12 protein-coding genes and 3 pseudogenes are annotated in these 18,155 nt (G+C 57.9%); 12 read left to right on the forward strand and 3 right to left on the reverse strand.

Annotated features, from left to right (window positions below):
- From B5V02_RS00845 to B5V02_RS00880, 8 genes and pseudogenes are all read left to right on the forward strand, one after another.
- The coding region (locus B5V02_RS00845) for a NifX-associated nitrogen fixation protein (protein WP_111542387.1) at positions 1 to 463 on the forward strand (463 nt) is incomplete at its 5' end.
- Positions 464 to 914: 451 nt separating this feature from the next.
- Positions 915 to 1,664, forward strand: coding sequence for a winged helix-turn-helix transcriptional regulator (locus B5V02_RS00855; protein ID WP_111542388.1), 750 nt, complete (start codon positions 915 to 917; stop codon positions 1,662 to 1,664).
- A 102-nt stretch (positions 1,665 to 1,766) separates the two neighbouring features.
- The gene (locus B5V02_RS00860) at positions 1,767 to 2,555 is read left to right on the forward strand and encodes a hypothetical protein (RefSeq protein ID WP_245445572.1); all 789 of its coding nucleotides are present in this window, start codon (positions 1,767 to 1,769) and stop codon (positions 2,553 to 2,555) included.
- Positions 2,507 to 2,662 carry a universal stress protein gene (locus B5V02_RS41320; RefSeq protein WP_245445571.1) on the forward strand — a complete coding sequence of 52 codons (156 nt, stop codon included), beginning with the start codon at positions 2,507 to 2,509 and terminating at the stop codon, positions 2,660 to 2,662. Before B5V02_RS00860 ends, B5V02_RS41320 begins: the two co-directional genes overlap by 49 nt.
- A 1,361-nt stretch (positions 2,663 to 4,023) precedes the next feature.
- Positions 4,024 to 5,187 carry a TlpA disulfide reductase family protein gene (locus B5V02_RS00865; RefSeq protein ID WP_111542389.1) on the forward strand — a complete coding sequence of 388 codons (1,164 nt, stop codon included), beginning with the start codon at positions 4,024 to 4,026 and terminating at the stop codon, positions 5,185 to 5,187.
- Positions 5,188 to 5,833: 646 nt separating this feature from the next.
- Positions 5,834 to 7,087, forward strand: a complete 1,254-nt coding sequence (gene ectB / locus B5V02_RS00870; RefSeq protein ID WP_111542390.1) for a diaminobutyrate--2-oxoglutarate transaminase — start codon at positions 5,834 to 5,836, stop codon at positions 7,085 to 7,087.
- Complete coding sequence (locus tag B5V02_RS00875) at positions 7,084 to 7,917, forward strand: 2OG-Fe(II)-dependent halogenase WelO5 family protein (RefSeq protein ID WP_111542391.1); 834 nt, start codon at positions 7,084 to 7,086, stop codon at positions 7,915 to 7,917. Before ectB ends, B5V02_RS00875 begins: the two co-directional genes overlap by 4 nt.
- A gap of 570 nt (positions 7,918 to 8,487) precedes the next feature.
- Positions 8,488 to 9,543 (forward strand): annotated as a pseudogene (locus B5V02_RS00880) (IS3 family transposase); the annotation flags it as partial.
- Between the two features lie 89 nt (positions 9,544 to 9,632).
- On the opposite strand, the gene B5V02_RS41325 reads toward B5V02_RS00880, so the two are convergent.
- The 3 genes and pseudogenes from B5V02_RS41325 to B5V02_RS00890 all read right to left on the reverse strand — a co-directional run bounded on the left by B5V02_RS41325 (position 9,633) and on the right by B5V02_RS00890 (position 11,899).
- Positions 9,633 to 9,953: a helix-turn-helix transcriptional regulator gene (locus B5V02_RS41325; RefSeq protein WP_425374337.1), complete on the reverse strand. Its 321-nt coding sequence runs from the start codon at positions 9,951 to 9,953 to the stop codon at positions 9,633 to 9,635.
- Positions 9,927 to 10,492: pseudogene (locus B5V02_RS41330) on the reverse strand (autoinducer binding domain-containing protein); the annotation flags it as partial. The gene B5V02_RS41325 and the pseudogene B5V02_RS41330, both read right to left, overlap by 27 nt.
- A 111-nt stretch (positions 10,493 to 10,603) precedes the next feature.
- Positions 10,604 to 11,899, reverse strand: coding sequence for an ATP-grasp domain-containing protein (locus tag B5V02_RS00890; RefSeq protein ID WP_111542392.1), 1,296 nt, complete (start codon positions 11,897 to 11,899; stop codon positions 10,604 to 10,606).
- 1,296 nt (positions 11,900 to 13,195) lie between these two features.
- Between B5V02_RS00890 and B5V02_RS42580 the strand changes: the two are divergent.
- The 4 genes and pseudogenes from B5V02_RS42580 to B5V02_RS00905 all read left to right on the forward strand — a co-directional run.
- Positions 13,196 to 14,548, forward strand: a pseudogene (locus B5V02_RS42580) (condensation domain-containing protein); the annotation flags it as partial.
- A 240-nt stretch (positions 14,549 to 14,788) separates the two neighbouring features.
- On the forward strand, positions 14,789 to 15,859 hold the full coding sequence (locus B5V02_RS42585; protein WP_425374338.1) for a KamA family radical SAM protein: 1,071 nt from the start codon (positions 14,789 to 14,791) through the stop codon (positions 15,857 to 15,859).
- A gap of 123 nt (positions 15,860 to 15,982) precedes the next feature.
- Complete coding sequence (locus tag B5V02_RS00900; RefSeq protein WP_167458318.1) at positions 15,983 to 16,924, forward strand: methyltransferase domain-containing protein; 942 nt, start codon at positions 15,983 to 15,985, stop codon at positions 16,922 to 16,924.
- A 99-nt stretch (positions 16,925 to 17,023) separates the two neighbouring features.
- The gene (locus tag B5V02_RS00905) at positions 17,024 to 17,782 is read left to right on the forward strand and encodes a class I SAM-dependent methyltransferase (RefSeq protein WP_111542395.1); all 759 of its coding nucleotides are present in this window, start codon (positions 17,024 to 17,026) and stop codon (positions 17,780 to 17,782) included.
- The last annotated feature ends 373 nt before the right edge of the window (positions 17,783 to 18,155 follow it).

Genomic DNA, 18,155 nt, shown 5'->3' on the forward strand with positions numbered 1-18,155 from the left:
TAGCCCTGCTGTCGCCGAGGATCAGGTGGCGCTTGCCAGCCCGTTCCTGAAATGCCTCGTGCGGCTAATCCGTGCTCAGGACTCCTACGGAGCGTGGGAAGGCAAAGCGGACCCCGAGCTGCTGGCCGCCTTCATCATCACTAAGGAACAGCGCCGTGCAATCCCGATCATCGGCGATCCCGATCCGGACGTGCTGTGGAGGCTTGATATGTTTTACAGCGCTGTTGGGCTTGCGATCGAGGAGCGCTGCGGGCTGATGGCATCGCCGATGATGGAGATGAGCCATGAGGGATTCGGGCGGGTGCTGTTCACGGCCGGGCGGTTGGTGGTTCTGTCGAAGACCCTGCGCGACGTCCACCGGTTCGGCTTCGAGACGTTCCGGAAGCTCACTCAGGCCGGCACGAAACTGGTCGACGATGCGCTCGCGGCCATCGAGACCTATCCCGAGGTGGCGCGTGCGTGATGGAACCGGTTCGAGGGAAAGAGATCATGTCAGACCTTGAGGCGCTGCATAGAACGTGCCGAACCTGCAGTCTCTCGCGTGCAGCGAAGACGACAACTGCACGACCTCGCCAAGAGCCTTCCCATCAAGCTGTCCGAGATCAAGGCCGTCGGCGGGAAAACGTTCGACATTCTTGCCGAGTGGACGCTGCAAGGAGAGTGTTCGGTGCATTGGAGAATTCATGATGACGAGCCCTTCCGTCACCCGCGACGTCCAGAAGGATCCCGGAATATGCGACCGCTATCAACGCGACGACCTGCATCGGTTGCTGTCGCCGCCTCAAGATCTGCTGACGCGAGGTCATGCAACTTCACGGCATGGCTCAGGCGGGTGAAACCGTCGGCATCTGCGCCGCCCAGGGGGACGACTTCTATGTCGAGCTCAATCAATCCATGCGGCCGAGGCAGAATTAATGTCTTTAGACAACGCAGCACCGATGAAGCCACTGGTCCTGATCTGTTCGCAAGATCCGGAGTTCATTCATAACTACGGACACATCCTGGAGGCGGATGTCTTCAGGTTTGAACTGGCCAGCAGCGTGGATGACGTGCTTAAATTGACAGTTGAGCGGGAGCCGAAGGCCGTGGTGCTGGACTGCCAGCCGGCAAGCGCGACACGATCCACCATCTGCTCCCAGCTCAAGGGAGACCCCCGGACCGGCCGGCTGCTCGTTATTGCCCTGATCGCGCCCGGCGCCCAGAACCAGCATTTCGATCTATTGAAGGCAGGCATTGACGAAAGTTTTGTGCGGCCATTCGCACCGGGCAAGCTGCTCGACTGTCTACGGACGAAGCTGGCGCTGGCGAAGCCCGGTTCAAACGGGATTGTAAACGGCAGATTGCTCCGCTGTGGCAGCCTTGAGATGAACGTCGATGCCCGCCGAGTCCGCGGTAACGGCCACGACATCCACCTCGGACCGCTCCAGTACAAACTGCTGCAGCATTTGCTCGAGAATCCCGGCAAGGTGTTCAAGCGGAAGGAGTTAAAGGACGCAGCTTGGGGGCCCAACATCCACGTCGAAGAGCGCACCGTCGATGTCCATATCAGCCGGATCAGAAAGGAGCTGAAGAGGACGTCGGCCGGCAGCGTCATTCGTACCATCAGGTCCGAGGGCTACTCGCTCGAGGAGGCGCACGCTGAACCTGAACCTGACGGTGAATAGGCATCGGTGCGCTGCCACTCCCCCTCCGTCGTGCTGAGGGCAAGCTAAGGGCGTCGAACGCGCTTAAAGGCCCGACATATTCGAAAAGAAAGAAGCAGTCAGATGGCTTTTAAAAGCGTACTCTGTGTCACGGGTTCTGACCACTCCGATCAGGACGTCAGACCAGCTGCCGGCTTATGTGCCGAGGTCGGCGCATATCTTTCCGTATTGATTATGTCGCCTCCGCCGCTCGTTATGTCGTCTCCGCTGCTCGGCGATGGCATGGCCGAGTGGCCTGGACAACGCGGACAGGCCATTGCCAGGCTGGACAAACGGTTTAGGCAGATCGAGAGATTTTCGCAGGACATGGCCAGCCTGGAAAAAACATCCAGGGAAATCCAGAAACTGCTGAGAGCCACGTCGCTTTGCTATGACGTCGATACCGATTACTGCGATCAGGCCAACGTTGGTGACGCGGTGCGACAGCGGGCGCCCTGCACCGACCTGACGATCGTCGGCCCCGCACTTCTCAGCGATAATAATCTTGGACCTCTTGTTATCAATGGCAGCTTGTTCGATACGGGAAAGCCGGTGCTTGTTGTGCCGAAGGGCGCTGAGGCGACACTGTCGCCGCGGCGCGTGCTGGTCGGCTGGGATTCGCGGGTCGAGGCGTCCCGCGCGGTTCGGGAAGCGCTGGATCTGCTATGCGGTGCTGAGGAAGTTCGTGTCACACTGGTCGACTGGTCGGTCCGAAGACGACCTACAACGGAAACGGTTCTGAGCCGGGAGCCGACATCGCTGCCTATCTTACTCGGCACGGAGCTCAGGTGTCGGTTGACCGGCTGCCGAGCGCCGACAAACCGGTGGCAACGGTCCTCGCGCAGCACGCAATCGACACGTCCGCAGACATGATCGTCATGGGCGCTTATGGCAGCCGCCGGCTGCGTGAGCGGCTCTTCGGCGGTGTCACGAGATGGATAGTTGGGAGGCCGCCATTGCCGCTGTTTTTGGCTCGCTGACTGGTTCCAGGGGAGCACCGAGCTGTTCGAAGCTCTACTCCCTTGGGTCACCGATCCTGATGCTAATTGGGAGAAAGGTCGCGACAAACGCGGGAAATTTCGCGAGCCTCCTCGCAGCCAATCCGCACGCGCCCTCGTCGAAACCATCACGGACCTCTCTAGCGTTGTCGGGGGTTCCGCTCGGCCCGAGATGATCCGCAACGCGGAGGCCGGCCGCGCAGAGGTACAGCGCACCTGAATGCACTCAATGCCACGGCTTCGCAGGTCGGCGTCAGGTCCAGAAGGAGACTCGTTTCAGCACGGCAGATCGCGTTCGGATCCCACAGCGGCATTTGCATGCGCGCGACCAGATCTCTTGCTCACTGCGGCTGGGTGGTGAACAACGCAATGACCGTGCCGTGGCCGAGGCCCTCAACGTCGGGTCGGGACGGTATTGCTCTTGGCCGTCGTCGGCGGGAATCGATGGCATCAATCACGTTATCGTCGCCTGGGTCTGTAGGCGGATTGGCGGCGAAGGCGGCCGCATCCTCAGCGTGTTCCGTCGGTCCGCCGGGCCGCGTGGAGACCGGGCGGCCTTTGGACGGTCAATTCCGACAAGGCTCACATTCGCACCAGGCGGTCCCGTCGCGCCTGAGTCCAGGGGACACAGAAGATAACGTCACAAAGGAGGAATGCCGGGGAGTTCGCCGGACGGCACGTGCCGGCACTCTTCCTGGGCCTTTTCGTCATCATCATCGCCAATCTGACGATGATGGCATTCGCGAGCCGCGGCTGGACCGGCTTCGCGAAGAACGCCCATGTCGCCAGCTAGGAATTCAATCGCAAGGCGGAAGAGGGCAGGGCATAGGCAGCGCTCGGATAGAGCGCCCCCTTGAAATCGCAAATGGCGAGATCCGCTGACCGACAGAGACCAGAATGGCTGGATGCTCAAAGCCCGGTGGCGTGGCGCGGACGATGATGACGAGCCTGGCGGTAGCCAACGCTGTTATGATGTCTATCTGCTCGTCCCTCAGCCCGAATACATGTGGAGTCGTCCGTGGCCACGCTTTTTTGGCGACGCGAGGCGCGTGATGCATGTCTGGAACCTGACGGAGGGAGAAAAAAGTGTCGGGTTCAATACAACCGGCCCAACTTTGGCAGGTGGAGGTTTTTCAAAGCCTAATCATCACTTACCGCGTGTAGTGCGCGCTGGCACGGCCTTTGCGAATTGAGATGCGGCAACACGGAGTGAGGGCTGACTGAATGCAGACGCGCGAGACGAGCGATGCTCTCCTTTCGTTGAATCCTCGTGCCCCGTCTCTAAGGGGGAAACAAGCTCGCGCATAAAGCGCGCAAACTTGGCAATAGCTTTGGAGAGCAACATGGTATTGCAGATGGAGTCCCCGGCTCCTTCAATCAAAGTGGAGGATTGGCTAATTGGCGAGCCCCTCGCGAACTTCCAGCCCGGCAAAGTGTACATCGTCGAATTTTGGGCAACCTGGTGCGGACCATGTTTGGCGGCGATGCCCCATCTGGACAGCGGACTTGAGGTCATCGGCGTCGCGGCTGATGAACAGGCTCCAACGGCCGATGAGGCCCGAACCAAGCTGGATGCGTGGTTGAGCGAAAAGTGCTCGAATCTGAACTATCGGATCGCGTTCGACCACACTGGCGAAATGAACAGGCTTTGGAGGGAACCCAGCTTTTCTGGCGGGATTCCAGCCTCGTTCGTGGTCGACCGGGACGGCCACATCGCCTTTATCGGCCATCCGATGGAACTCGATGACGTTTTGCCGAAAGTGCTTAACGGCAGCTGGCGCACTAGCGATGAAGCGAAAGCCGCCGATACGCAGCGGATCGCCAGAAGCGAAGCCATGGCGCGCGAACAAGCGTTGAAGAAGCCGATCAATGACAGATTTAGGGCGGCGGTGGAGAAAGAGGATTGGAAGACGGCGCTCTTGGCGATCGAAGAGGGCATCGCCTTGCTGCCGGACAACCTCAATTTCCGCCAGGCTCATGCGCATCTGGTGCTTCACAGAATGCACGACATGTGGACCGGCTTGCCCGTCATGAGCCAATTCGCTTGCGACGCGATCGACAGAAACTCCGAGCATTGGATGATTGCAGCGCTAGACCAACTCTTCCATCCGAACCTTGACCATTCGCGCTTTCCGTCTGCTGAGCGCTTTGCGATGGGCAAGGAGCTCTCCGAACAGATCTTGGCACTGAATCCCGCGCAAGGCGACAGCCCTAAGTTTTGGTCTTATCCGGCGGTCGCCCGGTACTACCATGAGAGCGGCAACAAAGATCGCGCGATCGAGATGGTCGAGCTGGCACTGAAATCGCTGGACGGTCCGGAGCCTGTCGCGGACGAATTGAAACAGCACCTTCTGCCAGAATTGCTGCAGGCCCTGGCCAACTACAAGGGTGAGGAGGTTTGTTGCGGCGCTCTCTGTGCGGCTCCGCAAAACAATTTCCCGAAGGGGCCAAAGAGCAGCCGGACGAGGAAAAACACAAAACCGAGGAGAAAACAGAAAAAGGAGTGATGGTCGGAATGTCGTCGGCTGCGCAATTGTGCCCGAAGTAGGCGTCCCCGAAAACAGAAATCGTCCATCGAGGAAGAGGACTGATGAGGAGAAAGCGAAGTGCCTGACGCCGCGGTTGGAAGGGGCGGCCGTATGCGCAGAGTGCGCTCTAAGGCATGGAACCGGTTCTTGTTGCTGCCGAAGGGACCTGCAACACCCAACATGCTATGCTGTATGTGCCTGTCACACATGAGCCGCTGTTTGCGCTAAGCTTTTGATTTTATTGACTGGCAGGCGCTTCGTGGCGATGAGCAGATGCGTCAACTACCAGATGCCGTGGTATCGGCGCTCAGCCGACAACTCTAGAAACGAGCTCGTGTAAACGCATTGACCGAGAGGTTTCGGCATGCAGAGCAACGTGACGATGCTGGAGGCATCGAAAAGCATCCGTGTAGCAGATGAGTCAGCGCCCAGGTCCGGTCTCTATTTTACGGCGAAACTATTGAGGAGCATATCGCTATGACCAGCAGACTTCCTGAATATCAGGGAAATCACCAACCTACCCAACACCGCCCGGACTTGTCTGAACCAAACTGAAGAACAACCCCACCAAAGGCATTTAATCGCTCTCTCGCTCGACGCGACGCCTACATCAGAGGGACCCTAAATGAATACCGACGCTTTCACGGCTCACGAGTCCAACGTTCGTCGCTATGGGCGGTCATTTCCCACGGTCTTTACGAAGGCCCTTGGGGCGACAATCTGGGATGAGGCCGGTAACCCATATATCGATTTTCTTGTAGGGTCTGGTGCACTCAACTACGGACACAACAACCCGAATATTATTGCGCCAGCTATCGAATATCTCATCGGTGAGAACATTCTTCTGTCGCTTGATATGTATACGGCGGCGAAGCGTGACTTCATTGAAGCGTTTGTCGATTCGATCCTGAAGCCTAGAGGCCTTTCGTACAAGATACAGTTTCCTGGGCCGACCGGCACAAACGCCAACGAAGCGGCGCTGGCGCTGGCGCGAAAATATACCGGCCGCTCGAGCGTCATGGCCTTCACAAATGCGTTCCACGGCATGTCACTCGGCTCTCTGGCGGTGTCGGGTTCGGCGTCAACCAGGGAGCTGGGCGGCGTTGCTCGCCACGATGTGGTCCGTGTCCCCTATGACGGCTATCCGAGCCAACATTTCGATTCCGCCAGTTACATCGACTGGGTTTTGGGCGATCCAGGCAGCGGCATAGAAAAGCCTGCCGCAATCATTCTGGAGACCATCCAGGCAGAAGGCGGCATGAACGCCGCATCCGCAGCTTGGCTCACAGAAATTCAGCGCATTTGCCGTAAGCACGGCGTTGTTCTGATCGTCGACGACATTCAGGCAGGTGCAGGACGAACGGGCGATTTCTTCTCCTTCGAGTTCGCAAAAATCGAACCAGACATCGTGTGCCTTTCAAAATCCCTAAGCGGTTCAGGTAGTCCATTCTCCATTGTTCTGATCCGCCCCGACATAGACATATGGAATCCCGGAGAACATAGCGGAACCTTCAGAGGCAACAATTTCGCCTTCGTGACTGCAGGGGCCACGTGCAAACTGTGGTCCGACAGGCAGTTTACTGCAGGCGTCGAGCGGACAGCCGTCAAGCTGCAACGACACCTTGACCGCCTCGTTGCGAAATTTCCCAAGTGCATTGAACAAAAGCGCGGCCGCGGTCTGATGGCGGGCCTCAAGTGCCGTTCATCGGCCGCTGTGAGCCGTGTGCACGATGTCGCGTTCGAAAATGGCCTGCTGATCGAATCTTCAGGGCCAAATCGCGACGTCATCAAAGTCCTCCCGCCGATAACCATAACCGATGACGAACTCGATCATGGGATCGCCATCCTTGATCAGGCACTTAAAGGAGCAAGCCAATGACTACTCATCAAGCGCCAGCCATCTCGCCTGTTGCGATCAGAGAACGCACCGGCTCGATCAGCACTGCGGAGATCATCTCAGTCCTGAAAGGTGAGATCACAGCTCTGCACATCAGCCGAGCTTTCAGCACCGAAATAGCCGAGGAGATCACCGCGAACTTCAGTGGCAGTCCCGCTCTCAAGGAGCGTAAGGATGGCGTCCCCGGACAATATGTCGGCGCATCCCACTACAGGAAGGATGCAGCCACCTATTTCGCAGAGGCGAAAACTGCGCGACCGTACGTCGACGCCCTTTTTGAGAATTTGGTTGATCCGGTCCGAGCATTGTTCGACGCGTTGAAGCGCGAGCTTCACAAACAGGGCATTGAATTGCGGCTGGCCCGTTCGGAACATGGTCAGGCTAATATTTGTCGCGCTCTCAGTTGGTCTGGCAGCGGCACATTCTCCTTGGACCCCCACGACGATGTCGCTCAAGTGTTATGTGCTGGGATCGATTACGAGCTTTCTGCGGTGGCGCACAACACCGTCGCAGCACTCAACTTCTATCCCAGCATGCCCGAGGAAGGTGGCAATCTGCGGCTCTGGAACCACAAGCCGACAGTCATCGATCGAAAGTCGCAGGGCGTTGAGACCACGGGCTATCCCTATTCGGCAGCTTATCTCGAGGCCATACCTTGTCGCGACTTCCAGCTCAAGGCCGGGGATATCGCCCTGATTGATGGCGGTTTCGTTCACGGTGTCACCGGTCAATCAGGCAACGGAAAGCGTCGAGTACTGCTGAACAGCTTTTTCGGGTTTGCGCGCCCGGATCTTGTTCTCTGGTGGACCTGAGATAGATGTCGTAGCGGCTGACTGGCTTCCGCCGGCAGGGCAGTTAAGGCCTCGACGTCCGTCGTAACGGGTGAGTTGCCAAGGTTAATTGATCCACGTAGCAAAGGAGGAAACAAGCATGAAGCACGGGTCAATCTTGTCACCGCCAATTGGGTCTCTTCGCGCGCAAACCCACACTGGTGATCGAGGTCAATGGTTGCTGGTTCGATCTTCGTGGGCTCCCTGTTCGGTGAGAGCGGGACCATCATACGGTTCCCGTTCAGGAGCGGGGCCTTCCTCATCAATGGCGACCCGCAGCCACGCCCGCAGGCATGAAGGACAAGGACGCGCTCGCCTTCTGCTATGCGCCGACCATCTGGCCGGGAAAGCGCCAGCTCCGAATGGGTGGACGAGAACAATACCGCGAGGCCATTCCTCCCTGGGCTATCAGACCGGGCAACCTATGCCGGAATTATCATCGCAAACGGCTTCGACGCTACGCTGATGAAGGCTCCGCGCCTCGTTCGAAAGTGGAGTTTTCCGCGGTAAAATCCCTTGGCTGGGAGGAGCGGAAGACGATGAAGGCATCGAAAGCAGGGAGCGGACGGAATCCCCGTCGCGGAGATCTGTCGTCGGGCGGGGATCAGCCAGGCGACGTACTTCAACTGGAAGAAGAAATACGACGGACTGCTGCCGACCGAGATGAGCGGCTGAAGCAGCTTGAGGACGAGAACGGCAAGCTCAGGAAGCTGGTGGCCGATCTGTCCTTGGACAAGGAGATGCTGCAGGACGTCATTCGCCGAAAACTGTGAGGCCTGGTCGCAAACGCGAGCTGGTGGCGGAGACGTGTGATGAGTGGAACGTGTCGATCCGGCGGGCATGCCGGGTTCTGGAGTTCGACACGTCGACCTATCACTACAAGTCCCGCCGCCGCGATCAGGCCGGCATCGAAGCTCGGATCAAGGACATCTGCGCCACACGGGTCCGCTACGGATACCGGCGCGTGCACGTGATGCTCACGCGCGAGGGCTGGGACATCAACATGAAGCGAACCTATCGAATTTACAGGGACTTGGGCCTGCAGCTCAGGAACAAGACGCCGAAGCGGCGTGTGAAGGCGAAGCTGCGGGAAGGCCGGGAGGAAGCCGTCGGCCCGAACGACGTCTGGGCGATGGACTTCGTCCACGATCAGCTCGCCACCGGCAAGAAGATCCGTGTGCTGACGGTCGTCGACACGTTCTCCCGCTATGTGCCTGTGCTCGACCCGCGGTTCAGCTATCGGGCGGAGGATGTGGTCAGGGCACTGGAACAGGTCTGTCCGAAGATTGGCTATCCGAAGACGATCCGCGTCGACCAAGGCTCCGAGTTCGTCTCCCGCGACCTCGACCTATGGGCCTACGCGAAAGGCGTGACGCTCGACTTCAGCAGGCCGGGAAAGCCCACCGACAACGCCTACATCGAAGCCTTCAACGGCCGCTTCAGGGCGGAGTGCCTGAGCGCCCACTGGTTCCTGACCCTTGCCGACGCCGCCGAAAAGTTGGAGGATTGGCGCAGATACTACAACGGGTGCGCCCGCATGGGGCGATCGGGCACAAGACCCCGATCTCGTTGCTTGATCCCGATGGCGCCGCCAGCCCGCCATCGTGAGAAAGCCGGGAAATTCTACCTTCCGGCCGGTCCAAAGAATGGTATCGGAGCACTGCGGGCCGAGACTCTAATCGCCGCCTGATGAAAGTTCAGTGGCATGTCAGCCGCTTCTTTACAATTCGATAATTCCGAAGTTTATGGCTTTTATAGCAGTGACCGTTCTGCATTTTTATATGGAAATTGACCGTGTTTACGGATATCCCTAGAATTTGTCCTATCTCCCACGACAATTTCCCTCTCGCCGTCCACAGTATACACTCTTGTTCTCTTAGAGAAAGATCAGGAGCTTCCTCGATACCACTCAAGTTCGCGAACTTCGCAAGTTTCAGATGGAAATGAAACGCGGCAAATTGCAAGTAGGTGATTGTTCTATTTTGGAACTTGCGGTCCGAGGCTTGAGCAAAGCTCATGATCGCAAACCTGCCACCGGGGCCGTGCAATGGAACGCTAATGCCTGACCTTAAGCCGAACGTCGCAGCCTTGTCGAAAACGCGCCGTTCATCTTCAGTCGTGCTTGCGTCGTTGTACACCTCGCTCCATCGAAAGGCGCCTGCGCCTTTCGACTCTTCTTGATGAGGGGATCTATCCGGTCATAACCCCTTTTGAAATAGCGCTCCTGCCACTCATCAGGATAACTCAGCATGAGTGCCGGATCGCGTCGGTCCGGCTTCAAGAAGTTTTGGTCGGGCGTCAGAGAGCCATAGGCGATCCACGGGCAATCGAAATTCAGGGCAAAAGCAGATAGCAGGTCGAACAACTGTTCAGATTGAGCAACGCCATCAGTGTTGGCGAGAAATCGGCCGAATTCGACCGCAAACGCCTCCCCGGCTGCCGTGGGGAAATGCATCGATTGTACCACAGAAAACTGGTCGGACGCTCTGGTTGCCAGCCCTCGAAGCTGAGAGACCGCAGTCATCCGCGAGCGTTCCATAGTCTCTCCTCCGGCCATTTGCGTTTGATGTTATCACTGGCACACAGATGCATAACGCTGTCCGACGGCCATGGCATCCTCATAGACCTTCGCTCGCCTGCTCTCGATTGCACCAATCCTCGGCGACGATCACCTCTTACTTGGCGCGATCTGCGCTGGTGCGCGAACATGAGGGGCTGCTGATTGTTCCTGTTCGCCAACGGCCGGAAATGGTGTAATCGACCAACCGATTAAGTCGACGGCGTGCTGAAGTATCGCCTTAGTCCGAGCAACGGTGGGCGAAGCGGCGATGACATGTCCGATATAGTCCCGGGAATCGCTTTTCCTGACGATCGGCGTCTTGGGTTCAACATAGAATTTGACCTCGGCGACGCCTGGGATGGCAGCCGCCCGACTGTCGCCGTCGATCCAATCGAGGATGCCATCGCGATCAGGCAGTAGGAACTGCGCGACCGCAGTCTGCGAATGCCTTCTGCGCAAATCCCATTCCTCGCCGATGACAAGCTTGATGTGCTCGGCGACGAGGTCGACACCATAACCCAGCTGAGTCACTCGAGGAATGATCCCACCTGGAAGACGCGGATTGACTTCAATGACGACTGGGCCACGCTTCGTCCACCGGAATTCAATGTTCGTTGGCCCCCAGCCAAGGCCGAGAGCTGGCAAACAGCTCAGCGTAACATCGGTGATATGTTTATAATCGTCATCAGTCAGCGGGGCCGGAAAGATGCTCTCACGAACGACGAAATGCGGTGGGAGGCTGAAGTCGGTGGCGGTAATTCCAACGACCTCATTTCCCATTATATGAGCGCTATAATGCGGGCCTTGTGCGAATTCTTCGACCAGAATCCTCGGCGAAGACCCCCGTGTCGGCTCCCCAGCCAGCAGATGGGCCGTATGTTCGCCCAACTCGTCGACGTTGCGGCACAATCGGACACCGCAGCTGCCGCTCCCAAGGGCTGGCTTAACAATCACCGGTAGGCCGATCTCCGTTGCAGAGCTTTCCACCTCCGTGGCATCCGCTGCCAAGCGATAAGCAGGCATTGGGACGCCGGCTTCCGCGAGAAGCTGACGTTGAACGAATTTGTCGCAGCATCGTTCAATGGATTCGGGGTTCGGTCCTGGTACATCGAAATGCCGGCAGAGCTTGCCAACTGTCGCATAGATCGACTCGTCGAGGCCCGAAAAGCCAGTAATGCCAGCAATGTCAAAGGTCGCAAGTAGCCGGGAACATTCGCGGATCAGCGCATCGAGATTGTCTGTATCGACACGGACTGCCTCAAGCCTTTCCGCCGCAAGATAGTCGTACTGAGCTGGATCAGCCGACAGGGTAATTGGATCAAGCCCAAGACGCTGGGCCGCTTTCACGTACAGCAGACCAATACTCCTGTGCCCTTCAAGCAGGATGAGTGCTCTTCGTGCCATTGCTTTTGATCCTCCGTTGCATGCTGTTCCGCGGTCGAGCGTGAATCGGCATCAGCTTTTTTGCCGTGCCTGGCATCAGGCTTTGCGATGGAAATACCATTGCCAGCGATCTGCGGTGCAAAGAGTCTGTGAATCTTACTTGATGGCATTGTTGCAACGTCTTCGATACCGGCTGTGTGGTAGGGAAGCGTCTCGACGAATTTCGGAGCATTGCGATATCAAGGGACGTCGGTTTTCAGTCAGGGCGCACGCTGGTACCCTGGCCCTGTGTAAATGCGCCGAGGGCTCTGCACCGCGATCAAAATCTTTGGCGATAGTCTTTGGATACGCCTTGACCATGTTGAGGCGAGCCTGTTCGGTCGAGATATCCAATTGATCGAGGGACCACGATTTAGGCGGGATGGGGACGGTCTCGCTGATCGCGACGTGAAGCCTCCGACGTGCCGACCTCCATGCCCAGCTGTTAGCGCCGCCCGCCCGTTTGACGCGGACGGCAATGATGACGGAGACGGGGACGATACGTCCGGGCGGCAATCCTTCAGATAGGTGGTGGAGATTTGCCGTCGATCTCTCCACACAGGCGGAGAGACTTGGTTCCAGGAACCCCCGCTCATGATCATGGCTTGACCTTTGACCAGATCGTCAACCGAACGCGTCGAAGTCCCTTAGACGTAGACTTGCTAGATCACTGCCGTCAGCGCCTTCTCCGGTCATCCGCTTCCGCACCAAGAAGCTCTGAAAGTAGGACCTGCCTGAGCTTTTGAATGCGCAGTTCCTCCGTATCTGCGCTCGTCTCCCAATCCCGGGGCCCGAGCCACTACCCCGCATCCCCTACAAGCCCTCTCGTCATAACCCACGCGAATGGCGCGCTCCCCGCATTTCATGAGGCGCTCGGCGGCAAAATCAATCCTCTTCCGCAGTGGATCGGTATTCTTCTCCAGGAGCGCGCGCAGGTTCATCATCTCGGCGGACATAGGTGTCTCTCCGGATTCGGGTTGGCTTCGACAACAGACCCGACGGCAAAGCGCGGATGACCACCGTGCTGTCGAGCTACCGCAAGGTCTGGGATGTCGCCCCCTGTCGCAGCGATGTCCGGTTGAAGACGTCCGTGTTCGGAGCCCGACACACCGCCGAAGCGGCGCGAAATATGGTTTTTGCGACTCTTGCTCAGACAACCTCTCGGTGGCACGCCGATTGCATCGGACACGATGAAGGATCCGTTATGACCATGCGGTCTCGCAGTCCCCGGCCGAGGAGATCTACATGAAACGTGCTCGAACAATCCATATCAACGCGATGGACGCTGCACTGTTGGGTGCGGTCCCTCCAATTGAAGCCTTGCCGCGTCCGTCTCGGGTACCGCTGTCGCTTCCCCAGCAACGGCTTTGGTTCCTGTCACGTCGGAAGGGCGGGAGTAAGGCCGATCTCATCTATGTGGGGCTTCGGCTTCGCGGCGAATTGGACGAGGCGGCCCTGCAGTCGGCCTTGAACGGGGTGGTGGCGCGTCATGAGGTGCTGCGCACCACCTTCGGGGTCGAGGACGGCGAGCCGTTCCAAAGGATTGGACCGGCGGACGTCGGCCTGCCGCTGAAGCGAGACGATCTGACGGCGGCAGCGGATGTGGAGGCGACCCTTGCGGAGCTGATGCGTTTTGAAGGGCAGGGGGTGTTTGACCTGGAAGCCGGGCCGCTGATCCGCACACGACTGGCGCGCTTGGCGGAGGACGATCATATGCTGCTGATCATCATGCACCGCATGGTCTCGGATGGCCGGTCGGGGGAGATTCTGGTCTGCGAGCTTAGCGAGCTCTACGCCGCGGCCCGGGAAGGCCGCGCGGATCGGCTGAGGCCATTGCCAGTGCAGTATGCGGACTACGCGATTTGGCAGCGAGGTCGACTGGCAAAGGAACTCCTGCAGCGGCAGTCGGAATACTGGCTCCGAATGCTGGATGGCGCGCCAGAAGTGCTGGAGCTGCCGACAGACCGGCCGCGGCCGGCGCAGCGAGACTACAGCGGCAGTTACGTCGAGTTCGTGTTGCCCGAGCGGCTGAGTGCACAGCTCAAGGAACTGAGCCAGCGCGATGGGACGACGCTGTTCGTGACCCTGCTGGCGGGCTGGGCGCTGGTACTGGCGCGGCTGTCGGGTCGAAACGAGCTGGTGATCGGCACACCTCGCGCCAACCGCACTCGCTCCGAGATCGAGGGGCTGATCGGCTGCTTCGCCAGGACCCTGCCGTTGCGGATTGATCTGTCGGGGGATCCGACACTGGAAACATTGCTAGAACGGGCGAAAGCCGCCGCGCCTGGGGAACAGGATGATCAGGACCTGCCATTTGAGCAGGCGGTGGAACTCATCGATCCGCCCCACAAACCGGAGGTTATACTTACGTGGCAAAACAATCCTGGTGAGTCGGTCGAACTGCCGGGGCTCGAGCTTGAATATGTAGGCGTTGGCGATCGTGTCGCGCAACATGATCTCGCGCTTAACCTTTCCGAGGTCGGCGAGGCGATCTGTGGGAGGCTGATCTATCCGACGTCTCTGTTTGAGCGGAGCACGGTGGAGCGGTTTGTGAGCTATTTGCAGCAGGCGCTGAGCCAGATGGCGGCCGGTCCCGGGCAAAGAGTCTGGTCGGTACCGCTTCTGTTGGCGGAGGAACGTCGATTTGCGGTTGAATCGAACCCGGCGGAAGAGGCCTGTCTCCAAGACCGCGGGGCTCACGAACTGCTTGGGGCGCAGACGGAACGGGATCCGAAAACGATCGCGGTTGTCTACAAGGACCAGAGCCCTAGCGGTGGAGAGCTGAAGGCGCGGGCGACCGCCGCGGCACCTCTCGCTTGCCCTCCTCAAGCACCACCCGCCCACTCGGCCCCTCGGCCCGACACAACGGTGATGAATTTCATCGAGGGGCCGCGCGTCGTTACCGAGGGGGAACTGCAAGCCAGTAGCATCATGCGCTATCACGTCACGAAGTCTTACCGTGAACAGATCACCAACAGCGGTTATTACGAACAGCTCAAGTACATCGTGGAGCCTTCATTCCAAGAGTTCGAAAGTCCCGGAACCCTGGACACGAGCGGCGAGCTAGATAACACGGTCTTTCCCGGGTTTCAGCACAAGTACGCCCAAACCGGGTTGGTGATGGCAACGGACCGTTGCGCCTCATATTGCCGGTATTGCCTTCGCAAACGACTTGTCGGAAAGGATTCCGATGAAATCGCAGCTGATTTCGCGCAAATTGCGCAATATATTCGCGACCATTCGGAGATAACGAACGTGCTGATAACAGGGGGTGACCCGCTGGTACTCAGCACGGCCAAGCTCGACAAGATGCTTGATCGGCTGCTGCCAATCCCACATTTGGATTCGATTCGATTCGGTACAAAAACACTAGCCTATCAGCTCAAACGGTTCGAGGATCCCGCTTTACCGGCTTTGTTCAAACGGATCGATGAAGCGGGTAAGGCCGCAGTGATCGTCACACACTTCGACCACATCGGCGAAATCTCCGTTGAGGCGGAGCATAAGGTTCGCTCCTTGCGCGATCTGGGCGTGCAGTTCCTGAATCAAACCGTGCTTCTGGCGAAAGTCAACGATGATCCTGAGATCTTGGCTGCCACATTCGCCAAGTGTCACCAAATGGGTATCCGCCCGTATTATCTCTTTCAGGCCAGACCGGTGAAAGGCGCTTCCCATTTTCAGGTTTCACTGCGCCGCGGAATAGAGATTGCTCGCGGCATCAACCAACGCCTCAGCGGCATCCAAAAAACCTTCAAATACATCATGTCCCATCACACAGGAAAGATCGAAGTCCTCGACCTTGGAGCCGACGGCCGTATCTATATGCGGTATCATCAAAACAAGAGTCCCGAAAAGATCGGAAAGATCTTTTCCCGGCCTCACCTTGAGGGCGCCTGCTGGTTGGACGATCTGCCCGAAGATGAGATCCAAAGGCGCCCATGAAATACGGCGTTCTCAAGGCTCCCGCGGCCGCAACAATCTCTCCAAGGCCGGTGTCCGTAAAACTCAACCAAGAACAGGTTCTGTCGCTCTAGCCGCCGGCACCTGGTCACCATGGAGAACATAATGTTTCCCAATAGTATAGATTCGCATCTCTCCCAGTTGGAAAAAATAAATCCGGTGGCCTTCAAGGCCATTGAGCCCCGAATCGCTAGAGAGTCATTCGACTGCCTTGCCAAACTGTCGCGCAACGAGTTCACCCCGGAAGGGCGTGGTTCGGATTACCTCGATAGCATCCAATTGTCCCTGCTGGCACGATCGGAGGGTGTGATGGATCTCCTGGGAAAAATGCACCCCAATGGTCGCGACGGACTGTGTTCATCACTGATCTTCTGCGATCTTCTCGCCGGTGACGGCTATGTGAACAAGGTAGCGCACCAACTCTTAGGCGAGGCGCGCTGCCCGAGTTTCATCAACTCTGACGTCTCAAAGTTCATGGTGGACCGTTGCATCCGAGATGGTCTGTTTGCGACCTGGCAGGGCGCGACCGATCCGTTCTGGATAAAAGATGGATCGGTGGATGGTGTGTTGATGGCGTACGGCACGCACCACATCCCGCGCGCTGGGCGCGCCACTGCTGTCCGGGCGGCTGCGCGAATTCTCCGGCCCGGTGGCATCTTCGTTCTTCATGACTTTGAAGAGGGCTCCCCCACTGCCCGCTGGTTCGCTGACGTGGTGTCAACTCATTCCGTGACCCCACATGACTATCCTCATTTTACCGCAGGCGAGGTACTCGATCTGTTCGCCGCTGCGCCGTTCGATGACGTAACTGTGCAGCGAATCTCAGACCCGTTCGTCTTTCACGGAGGAGACGAAGAGAGCGCTCTCCAACTGTTAGCGGAATACGTCGTGAAGATGTATGGGCTGGAGAAGCTCCGGAGCCGCACGCAGCGCGTGCTCGCCCTCCTTGATGAGTATTTCGGGGTCGTCGTGGCACGAAACGCTCACGGCGAGTGCGAAGCGCGGATAGCGCGCAATGCCTTGGTCGGCAGCGGGCGACGGGTGTGAAACACGTCGTCGCTGGTCCCATGCCGACCTCCACTCGCTCTACGTGTCGTATCCGTCTGCTATGCCCTAATCTAAGATCGTTAACTTTGAGAGATAAATATGGAAAAGAACATGGTTGATCAACTGTCCTCAGAAGAACTTGAGGCATACTTCAGCGAAGATTACCTCTATTTTGGCGATGTTGTAAAACCGCCGGAGGAAAGTGACCGAGAAGCGGCAGCAATTTGGAATCTTCTTTCATTGAGACAAGATAACCAAGTTCTTGAACTTGGATGCGGTTATGGGCGGATTACCAACCGATTGGCGGAAAAAGGGGCGCGAGTAACCGGACTTGATATCTCGCCTATCTTGCTAAAAAAAGCCGAAGCGGATGCGGCTGAACGCCGAGTGAATGTTGAGTATGTCCCTGGCGATATGCGCTCACTCCCGTGGCGAGATCGTTTTGACGCCGCTCTTCTGTGGTTCACGAGTTTTGGCTATTTCGATGACGCTGAGAACGAAAGAGTTCTTCATGAAGCCGCTTGTTCACTTCGAAAGGGCGGACGTCTGCTGATCGATCACCTCAATCGCTTCGCTTGGCTGCGCGACAAGCCTGCCTGCTTCGTTGTTCAGCGCGACAACGATGTAAGGATCGACATAGTGGACACCGACGCACTGACGGATCGTATCAACTGGAAGAGGATTATCGTCCGCGATGGATCCGTTAGACGAATGCGCTTTTCTTTCAGACAGTATGGGTTTCCCGAATACGTTCGCATGTTGCGCGACGCGGGGTTCGACGCTGTTGAAGCCTATGGGCAGGATGGCGGGGTGTTCACACCTGATGGCCCGCGTATTGTTGTTGTCGCGCACAAATAATGAACGGTCGATGGCGATCGGGTACTGATACAGGCCTGATGGCCGAGCAATCCGAACAGGGAGGCGGGTTGGATCGGTTGTTGTGTGTGCAGGTAGCTGTTGGTCGAGAAACAGTTCGACTGCGGGCAACGCCCGCTTGCCTACGGAACAGGCATAGGCGCACAGGCGTCTCCATGGTGAATGGAAAGAGCCGTGACGCAGACTAACGTCGAACTGTTTCGGATGGCCCTCACACAAGCATTTGCGCGGTAATGTCACGTTATCTGGCTCTGACCGCGCTGAGGCCTGTATGGCGGATGTCAGTTGCCCACGGTGACGACTTTCCACTCTGCCATGGCTTGCAGGCGGTGAAGATGGATCTGAATGGCGGAGC

Origin of the sequence: Mesorhizobium kowhaii (assembly GCF_003253745.1) — a bacterium.
Lineage (GTDB): Bacteria > Pseudomonadota > Alphaproteobacteria > Rhizobiales > Rhizobiaceae > Mesorhizobium > Mesorhizobium kowhaii.

Excerpts from the sequence above, each read along its gene's own strand:
- B5V02_RS41325 (WP_425374337.1), bottom strand. The coding sequence starts at position 9,953 with ATGAGCTTTGCTCAAGCCTCGGACCGCAAGTTCCAAAATAGAACAATC.
- ectB (WP_111542390.1), top strand. The coding sequence starts at position 5,834 with ATGAATACCGACGCTTTCACGGCTCACGAGTCCAACGTTCGTCGCTAT.
- B5V02_RS00875 (WP_111542391.1), top strand. The coding sequence starts at position 7,084 with ATGACTACTCATCAAGCGCCAGCCATCTCGCCTGTTGCGATCAGAGAA.
- B5V02_RS00900 (WP_167458318.1), top strand. The coding sequence starts at position 15,983 with ATGTTTCCCAATAGTATAGATTCGCATCTCTCCCAGTTGGAAAAAATA.
- B5V02_RS00860 (WP_245445572.1), top strand. The coding sequence starts at position 1,767 with ATGGCTTTTAAAAGCGTACTCTGTGTCACGGGTTCTGACCACTCCGAT.
- B5V02_RS00855 (WP_111542388.1), top strand. The coding sequence starts at position 915 with ATGTCTTTAGACAACGCAGCACCGATGAAGCCACTGGTCCTGATCTGT.
- B5V02_RS00865 (WP_111542389.1), top strand. The coding sequence starts at position 4,024 with ATGGTATTGCAGATGGAGTCCCCGGCTCCTTCAATCAAAGTGGAGGAT.
- B5V02_RS00890 (WP_111542392.1), bottom strand. The coding sequence starts at position 11,899 with ATGGCACGAAGAGCACTCATCCTGCTTGAAGGGCACAGGAGTATTGGT.
- B5V02_RS42585 (WP_425374338.1), top strand. The coding sequence starts at position 14,789 with ATGAATTTCATCGAGGGGCCGCGCGTCGTTACCGAGGGGGAACTGCAA.
- B5V02_RS00905 (WP_111542395.1), top strand. The coding sequence starts at position 17,024 with ATGGAAAAGAACATGGTTGATCAACTGTCCTCAGAAGAACTTGAGGCA.